Origin of the sequence: Sphingosinicella sp. (assembly GCF_052387495.1) — a bacterium.
In the GTDB taxonomy this organism is placed as follows: Bacteria; Pseudomonadota; Alphaproteobacteria; order Sphingomonadales; family Sphingomonadaceae; genus Allosphingosinicella.
The window spans coordinates 1-2,171 of record NZ_JBQTJC010000138.1; the positions used below are offsets into that span (position 1 = coordinate 1).

At 67.3% G+C, this 2,171-nt stretch carries 2 protein-coding genes and 1 pseudogene; 2 read left to right on the forward strand and 1 reads right to left on the reverse strand.

From position 1 onward, the window contains the following. Together ACT4N8_RS07805 and ACT4N8_RS07810 are read left to right on the forward strand one after the other, a co-directional pair. Nucleotides 1-203: pseudogene (locus ACT4N8_RS07805) on the forward strand (nitroreductase family protein); the annotation flags it as partial. 23 nt (nt 204-226) lie between these two features. Next, the gene (locus tag ACT4N8_RS07810) at nt 227-1,468 is read left to right on the forward strand and encodes a DUF418 domain-containing protein (protein WP_444857571.1); all 1,242 of its coding nucleotides are present in this window, start codon (nt 227-229) and stop codon (nt 1,466-1,468) included. On the opposite strand, the gene ACT4N8_RS07815 is transcribed toward ACT4N8_RS07810, so the two are convergent. Next, on the reverse strand, nt 1,465-2,171 hold a 707-nt coding region (locus ACT4N8_RS07815; protein WP_444857572.1), incomplete at its 5' end, for a hypothetical protein. The genes ACT4N8_RS07810 and ACT4N8_RS07815 overlap by 4 nt on opposite strands.

The window sequence follows — 2,171 nt, forward strand, 5'->3', positions numbered from 1 at the left end:
TGCTGCTCGCGCTGCATGAAGCGGGCCTCGCGACGCTCACCCACACCCCCAATCCGATGGGCTTCCTCAATCGCCTCTGCGGCCGCCCGGCGACCGAGAAACCGGTGATGGTGATCGTCGCGGGCCGCCCGGCGCCGGACGCGACCGTGCCCGAACATGCCCTTTTGAAAAAGCCGCTGGATCGGATATCCAGCTGGCTCTGACATCCAAGCGGGGGACGCACGGGATGACTGCTACCACCGAGCCGGGACGGCGCATCCAGTCGCTCGATATCGTCCGCGGCATCGCCGTGATGGGCATCCTGGCGATGAACATCGTCGCCTTCGCCATGCCCTTCTCCGCTTATATGAACCCGGCCTCGTTCGGCTCGGAGAGCGTCGCCGATTATGCCGCCTGGGCGTTCAACTTCGTCCTCGTCGACGGCAAGATGCGCGGCCTCTTCTCCTTCCTGTTCGGTGCCTCGACCCTGCTGGTGATCGAGCGGGCCGAGGCGGGCGGGCAATCGGCGGCCAAGATTCATTACAGCCGGATGCTCTGGCTGCTCGTCTTCGGCCTCCTCCACTTCTACCTGATCTGGTTCGGCGACATCCTCGCCGGCTACGCGCTCACCGGCCTCCTGCTCTTCTTCTTCCGCAACCTCAAGGTGAGGGCGCTGATCACATGGGGCGTGGCGCTGGTCCTCGTGCAATGCCTGTTGATGACGGCGCTGTCCTTGCGCGTCTACCAGCTCGCCGGCCAGGGGACCTTGAGCGGAACCGAGGCAGAGGAATGGGCCGGCTTCCAGGAAGCGTTCGGCCGGATGACCCCGCAGCACCTCTCCGAGGCGATGTCGCTCCATCTCGGTCCGTGGACCGGCCTCGTCCGGAACCAGCTGACCGAGCACGGCGCCGAGCCCTTCGTCGGCATCTTCTTCTTCGGCTGGGAAACGCTCGCCTACATGCTGTTCGGCATGGCGGCGCTGAAGACCGGCTTCTTCCGCGGCGAATGGGCGGCGGCGCGCTACCGCAAGGTGGCGCTGATCGGGCTCGCCATCACGATCCCTCTCTACGCCCTGCTCGCCTGGTCCAACTGGCGCGCCGGCTTCACGATGGAATCGACGATCCTTTACTCGATGACCGCGACGACGCCGCTCCGCCCGATCATGGTCTTCGCCTACGCCGCCCTGATCATCCTCGCCTTCCGGAACGGCGGCTGGCTGGCCGACCGCGTCGCCGCCGCGGGCCGCGCCGCCTTCACCAATTATCTCGGCACCTCGCTGCTGATGACGGCCCTGTTCTACGGCTGGGGCCTCGGCCTTTACGGCTCGCTGACCCGCGTAGAGCTCTATCTGCCGGTGCTGGTCATGTGGGCGCTGATGCTGCTCTGGTCGAAGCCCTGGCTCGACCGCTTCCGCTACGGCCCGTTCGAATGGCTCTGGCGCAGCCTCGCGCGGCTGGAGCTCCAACCGATGCGCAAGGCCGGGGCCTAGTCTCCGGCTGGCCTGGGCGGACCCGCGCGCACTAGCTGCTCGATCGGGGCGGCCGGGACGATCGTGACCAGCATGTCCGGAGACTGGAGCGCCGACAGGCGCCGGCCATCCGGGTTGAAGTAGCTGGGGCGGTAACCGCTTCGCGGATCGCCATCCATGCGCGAACAGATCGTCTGGCCCTCCATGGCCAGCATCATCATGCGGAACATCATCGGGATCGCCTCGTCGTCCGGTCGCGCGGGCGCGCTGGGATCCTCGTAGAGGATCACCTGGCTGAAATCCCGATAGCAGCGCACATCGTTCTGCCGCCAGGTGCTGACTCGACTCGCCATGATGTAGCGATCCGACAAGGGGTGAAAATCCAGCTGGGGAGAGTCGAGCCGCTCGCCGGGCTGACCGTAGCTGTCCGCGACGCGCCACCGCTGCGGCGCGAAATCCGTGATGGGGCGATCGGTCAGAATGGTGACCCCGTAGCTGCCCTCGCTGCGGCTCAGCTGGTAGAAGCGGTCGGCGCCCAGTGCATGCGTTGCGCCATCGGGATCGGCGCCGCCGGCATCCCAGCCCGGGACTTGCTCGCCCGGCGCGAACAGGGCGGCCCGCAGCTGGTCGAGCAAGGCCTGAAACTGCTGGGCCGGATCATCCTGCGTTCTCGCGGACGGCACTTCGGGGACGGCAGCGGCCGGCGCGGGCTGCAGGAGCGCCG

Coding starts and splice junctions, on each gene's coding strand:
- ACT4N8_RS07810 (WP_444857571.1), top strand. CDS start 227: ATGACTGCTACCACCGAGCCGGGACGGCGCATCCAGTCGCTCGATATC.